Genomic DNA, 5,445 nt, shown 5'->3' with positions numbered 1-5,445 from the left:
GCTGGGATCATATTTAAATACAAGGCTTGAATCGAAGGCACTTGTGAGCGTACTGCGCATTATACTGATTATAATAGGGGTACGATTGATTTATCAAAGTATAACGGGATAACCTCCATCGGGAGAGTGAGAGTTTAATGAAAGAAGTAATCCATATTTATCATACGAATGACCTGCATAGTCATCTGGAGCACTGGCCGAGGATACGGGACTTTATACAAGAGAGGAAGGAGCTGCATGTGAATGAGGGGGAGGAAGTCTTTCTCTTCGATATCGGTGACCATGTGGACCGCTGGCATCCATATACCGAAGCAACATTGGGCAAGGCTAATATCCAGCTTCTGAACAAAGCCGGTTATGACGCTGTGACAATCGGGAATAACGAAGGCATCACGCTGGATTACGAAGATCTGGATACGTTGTATCGTGATGCTGAATTCGATGTCATTGTCGGCAACTTGTTAAACCGAGACGGGAAGGTTCCGGACTGGCTTGAAACTCATCATACTTATGAAACGAAGTCAGGATTGAAAATCACTGTTCTTGGTCTTACGGCATATTTTCAACCCTTTTACAGAGCACTTGGCTGGACGATCCAAGCTCCACTGGATGAACTGAAAAAACAGATAGGACAGCTGAAGAATGAAGCGGATATACTGGTCCTCCTGTCTCATCTGGGAATCCGTGACGATGAACTCATAGCTGAGAGCTATCCTGAAATAGATGTGATACTGGGTGCCCACACGCATCATATATTACAAGATGGAAAAGAGATCAATGGGGTCATGCTTGGGGCTGCAGGGAAGTTCGGGAACTTTGTCGGTCACATGATGATTGAAGTGGATACAGAAAAAAAGAAAGTGGTATCAAAAAAAGCTCAGCTGTATGCACACGATGCATTACCTCAGTCAGCCGAGGAAGAAGACGAGAAGCTGCAGTGGATTCAACAAGGGGAAGGTCTGCTTTGTACAGAGGTAGCAAATCTGCCGGACTCATTGTCTGCGGAGTGGTTCGAAGCGTCTCCTCTGCCGCAGATGCTATGCGATGCATTGATGGAATGGTGCAAGGCAGATTGTTCGTTCCTGAATGCCGGTCTTCTGATGGAAGGGTTGAATAAAGGAACGGTCACAAGGCAGGATCTTCACCGTATCCTTCCGCATCCGATTAATCCTTGTCTGATTGAACTGTCAGGAGCGGAACTGAAAGAAATCATCAAGCAGACATTCAATGAAGATTGGCCACATCTTAAGCTGAAAGGCCTTGGATTCAGGGGCAAAATAATGGGTGAGTTTGTGTATTCCGATATTGCCTTTGAAGAAGACAAACAAAGGATTTATATCAAAGGCGTACCAATCCAGCCTAAGAATACGTATAAGCTTGCCACGACCGATATGTTTACATTCGGCCACTTCTTTCCGGACCTGCAGCGTTTGGAGAAGAAGTACTTCATGCCGGAGTTCCTGCGGGATATCCTTGCTTGGAAATTGGGTCGGTAAATGGTTCACCGTTCTTCCGCTCCTGTCATACATATGAGTTGAGAGGAGCGATGCAGTATGATGAATCTTTCTCCGATTACCATTCAAGGGCATACCTTTTTGGCTATTTCCGTTGCGTTACCAAAGACCAATCTGCTCGTTGTTACGAGCGATAAAGGATATATCATGTGCGGGGCATTGGATGTTGCTTTACTCAATGAGAAATTAAGTGACAGAGGCATCATCGCAGGCAGGGCAGTGGGAGTCAAGACCATCGACCAGCTTCTGGATGCCCCTCTTGAATCGGTGACGGTTGAAGCGGAAAACCGTGGAATCAGTTCGGGTATGATTGGTCGCGATGCATTATTGAAAATGCTGTAACCTTGATGGGTATACCGGCTTCTATGCAGGAATTGCATGGAAGCTTTTTTAATGCATTATTTCAGCCGGCATATACAACCTTCATTTTTAAAATTGAATATTCTTTCGTGAATATTTACTGTATTTTGCATAAATACAGCTTGCAACGCACTTTTTATCCATTATAATGGAGGTATTAGTAAAAAATGTCGAAAAATGAAGGAATTACATAGGAGAATTCTATGAGGCTGATATCAAGCAGGGCTTTGCGGCCTGGAATGGTTATGGCGACAACTGTATATAATGCAAGAGGACATGCGTTGATCCAGGAAAACGTTGCAATCACGGAACGTATGATATTCAGGCTTCAGGAGCTGAATGTTCAATATGTTTATATTGAAGACGCGCTGTCCAATGGGATTAAAGTGACGGAGTCTGTACCCAGCAGAGTAAGGCAGGAAGCGGTTTCCGGTATCGAGAATGTATTCAGCAGGATGAATGAAGCGAAGAAGCCGCAGAATCTGGTCGTACTTGAAGACAGTGCCAAACAGCTGAAGGATATTATTCATGTCGTCCTGAAGGAAGTAAAGGGAAATGATGATTTGCTTACTGTTCTGACCGATATTTTCACCTATGATTCTTACGTATTTCACCACTCATTCAATGTGACATTATATACACTTTCAATCGGAATCGAGCTGAATCTTTCCCAAAAACAGCTGGAAGAGCTCGGCATCGGGGCAATCCTTCATGATGTGGGGAAAATGTTGGTATCTGAAGAGATTCTTATGAAACCGGGAAGGCTGACTGAAGAGGAATTCATTGAAGTCAAGAGACACACCGAGCATGGTTTTGACATTCTTCGAAAGCTGCAGTCTATATCATTGATGGTGGCACACTGCGCCTATCAGCATCATGAGAGATTGGATGGGTCGGGTTACCCGCGCGGATTAAAAGGGGAAGATATCCATCCCTTTGCAAAGATCATTGCAGTGGCAGACGTTTTTGATGCCATGACATCCAATCGGGTGTACCGGGAAGCAATGCTTCCGCATGAGGCGCTGGAAATCCTTTATGCGGGGTCAGGTTCCTTATTTGATAAGAATGTCATCGAAGCCTTCAGGAGATCCGTGGCGATCTATCCAAATGGGATGGTCGTCGAATTGAATGACGGGAAGAAAGCGATCGTCACCGGGCAGAATAAAGGGCTTACAGACCGTCCAATCATAAGAGTGATTGAAGATAATGGGGAAGAACTTTTTCTTCCCTATGATTTGGATTTACGCATCGAGCTTGATAAGGTCATCGTCGGTTTTGATGCGGATTATGAACCTGAATCCAGTAAAATAAAATAAATTTTTGCGTTAAACCCTCCTTGGTGAGCATAAGAATAGCTTGTAAGGGGGGATTTTTTTGTCCAGATTTAAAACACACACACCCCGAAAAGGAGGGCCGCTGCCTTTTCGCCACGTAATGATCATCACCATCGTATTCTTCGTCTTTTCTACAGGTGCTGGCCTTTGGATCGTCAACCTGGGATTGAAACCGACCTTGCTTGCTTATGCCGAAACCCAGACGAGCAGAATTGGAACGATGGTCATCAATAAAGCGATCAACAAAAAGGTAGCCGGTTCCATTGAGTTGGAAGAAATTACTGAAGAAGTGAAAAATGAAGAAGGGGAGGTGGTCTCTCTCAGCTTCAACACACAGAATATCAACCGGGTACAGGGGGAAATCACTAATTTAGTACAATTATATCTAAAAGAAGCTGAAAAAGGGAATATAGAGAACCTGGAATATATCACGGACGTGGAAATCGATGAAGAAGGCACGAAAGCAGACGAAGGTATCGTCTATTCGGTTCCGCTTGGTCAGGCGACAAACAATGCATTGCTCGGTAATCTGGGACCAAAGGTTCCGATCAGATTCCATGCAATCGGGGATGTGCGTTCGGACATTAAGCACACGGTAGAAGAGTTTGGAATAAACAACGCCCTCGTCAAGGTTTATGTGACCCTCACCGTGAATGTCCAAATCATTATCCCGTTTGCAACGAAGACAGAAACCATCAAACAGGACGTATTAATCGCCATGGATACCGTGCATCTGGACGTACCTCAGTTCTTCAACAACAGCGGCGACGGCACTTCGCCATCCATCGAAATACCGGCGAACTGATTCATGAAGACTTTCTGGGATAAGCATTTGCGTTTATTATAAAAAACAGGAATTCGTTTATATCAGCAGCCCTGTTTATAGAAGTGGTAAAAACTGCTCCCTTGCATCTCTTCCACAAAAAAAGTTGTCAAACTATTGATAGTTTGATATATTAAGTAAGGAAATTTTAATATTATAACCACATCATCAATCCGATGGGGTAGAGGTGCAGGGTTCAAGAGTAAGCTGTTTGAGGATGACAACTGAGAGAACAGATGAAAGGGAACTTTTGCCGAAGCAAATATGCTTGTCGTATGCATATTTACTGGGGTTATCTTGAAGAAGGATAACACTGTCATTATGGAGGATACTCTATAATGGGGAGCTACAGATCGTGATGGAGCACTTACATTACTCATTAAAAGGTAATGATAGGATCCTCTATCATTACTTTTTTTATTCCTCTGTCATGCTATGATGGTTCCCCCCTATCAAATAGGAGGAGGACATTATGGAAAACACGATTTATTCAATCATCCCGCCCCTTTTAGCCATCCTGATGGTTATTATGACGAGACGCGTACTGCTTTCACTGGGTGCAGGGATCATCGCTTCAGCACTTCTAATCACAGATTTCTCTATCACAGGTACATTCGGTAAGATTTGGGAAGCCGTTAAAGGCATTTTTGTCGCAGACGGTGCATTGAATACTTGGAATGTATACATCATTTTATTCTTATTGATTCTTGGCGTCATCACTGCTTTCGTTAACATTTCCGGCGGAAGCCGTGCATTCGGTGAATGGGCGATGAAACGCGTAAAGACAAGAAGAGGCGCACAATTATTGGCAGCCGTATTAGGTATCATAATTTTTATTGATGACTATTTCAATGCTCTTGCGGTTGGACAGGTTTCAAGACCGATCACGGACCGCCATAAAATTTCACGTGCAAAACTCGCATATATCATCGATTCGACTTCAGCTCCAGTATGTGTCGTTTCACCGGTATCGAGCTGGGGGGCCTATATCATCGGGATCATCGGATCGATCCTTGCCACTCACAGCATCACGGAATACACGGCATTCTCTGCATTTATTCAAATGATCCCGATGAACCTGTATGTATGGGCGGCCCTTTTACTGGTGTTGGTCGTTGCCTATAAAGGCTTTGATTTCGGGAAAATGAAAGAGCATGAAGACAGAGCGGTCACAACAGGAAACCTTTATGATCCGGATAAGGATATCCCGGGAGAACTTAAGAATGATCTGCCGGTAAGCTCTAAAGGTACAGTGGGCGATCTGGCATGGCCGATTATTGCACTTGTAGTCGGAACAGTCGGTATGATGCTCTGGACAGGATATAAAGCAGTAGGTTCTTTTGATATCATACCGGTATTTGAGAATACGGATGTTACCAAATCATTATTGTACGGCAGTTTATTTTCATTAGCG

The 5,445-nt window shown here is 44.0% G+C and carries 5 protein-coding genes and 1 riboswitch; all 5 genes read left to right on the top strand.

Annotated elements, in window-relative coordinates:
* Nucleotides 1-137: 137 nt before the first annotated feature.
* The gene (locus HP456_RS19210; RefSeq protein WP_172254086.1) at nucleotides 138-1,496 is read left to right on the top strand and encodes a bifunctional metallophosphatase/5'-nucleotidase; all 1,359 of its coding nucleotides are present in this window, start codon (nucleotides 138-140) and stop codon (nucleotides 1,494-1,496) included.
* Nucleotides 1,497-1,553: 57 nt separating this feature from the next.
* Nucleotides 1,554-1,856, top strand: a complete 303-nt coding sequence (locus tag HP456_RS19205) for a YunC family protein (protein WP_172254084.1) — start codon at nucleotides 1,554-1,556, stop codon at nucleotides 1,854-1,856.
* Nucleotides 1,857-2,077: 221 nt separating this feature from the next.
* The gene (locus HP456_RS19200; RefSeq protein WP_172254082.1) at nucleotides 2,078-3,190 is read left to right on the top strand and encodes an HD-GYP domain-containing protein; all 1,113 of its coding nucleotides are present in this window, start codon (nucleotides 2,078-2,080) and stop codon (nucleotides 3,188-3,190) included.
* A 58-nt stretch (nucleotides 3,191-3,248) separates the two neighbouring features.
* Complete coding sequence (gene yunB / locus HP456_RS19195; RefSeq protein ID WP_172254080.1) at nucleotides 3,249-4,013, top strand: sporulation protein YunB; 765 nt, start codon at nucleotides 3,249-3,251, stop codon at nucleotides 4,011-4,013.
* A gap of 192 nt (nucleotides 4,014-4,205) precedes the next feature.
* Nucleotides 4,206-4,388, top strand: a riboswitch (Lysine riboswitch).
* A gap of 115 nt (nucleotides 4,389-4,503) precedes the next feature.
* Nucleotides 4,504-5,445: Na+/H+ antiporter NhaC family protein (locus HP456_RS19190; RefSeq protein ID WP_281358090.1), on the top strand; the 942-nt coding region annotated here is incomplete at its 3' end.

It is taken from the genome of Bacillus haikouensis (genome assembly GCF_013179555.1).
Lineage (GTDB): Bacteria > Bacillota > Bacilli > Bacillales > Bacillaceae_B > Rossellomorea > Rossellomorea haikouensis_A.
The sequence above is the reverse complement of the archived record's forward strand: the minus strand, read 5'-3'. Positions and strand labels throughout refer to the sequence as shown.

Bases quoted from the DNA above. Each gene is read 5' to 3' on its own strand.
- HP456_RS19210 (WP_172254086.1), top strand. From the start codon at position 138: ATGAAAGAAGTAATCCATATTTATCATACGAATGACCTGCATAGTCAT.
- HP456_RS19205 (WP_172254084.1), top strand. From the start codon at position 1,554: ATGATGAATCTTTCTCCGATTACCATTCAAGGGCATACCTTTTTGGCT.
- HP456_RS19200 (WP_172254082.1), top strand. From the start codon at position 2,078: ATGAGGCTGATATCAAGCAGGGCTTTGCGGCCTGGAATGGTTATGGCG.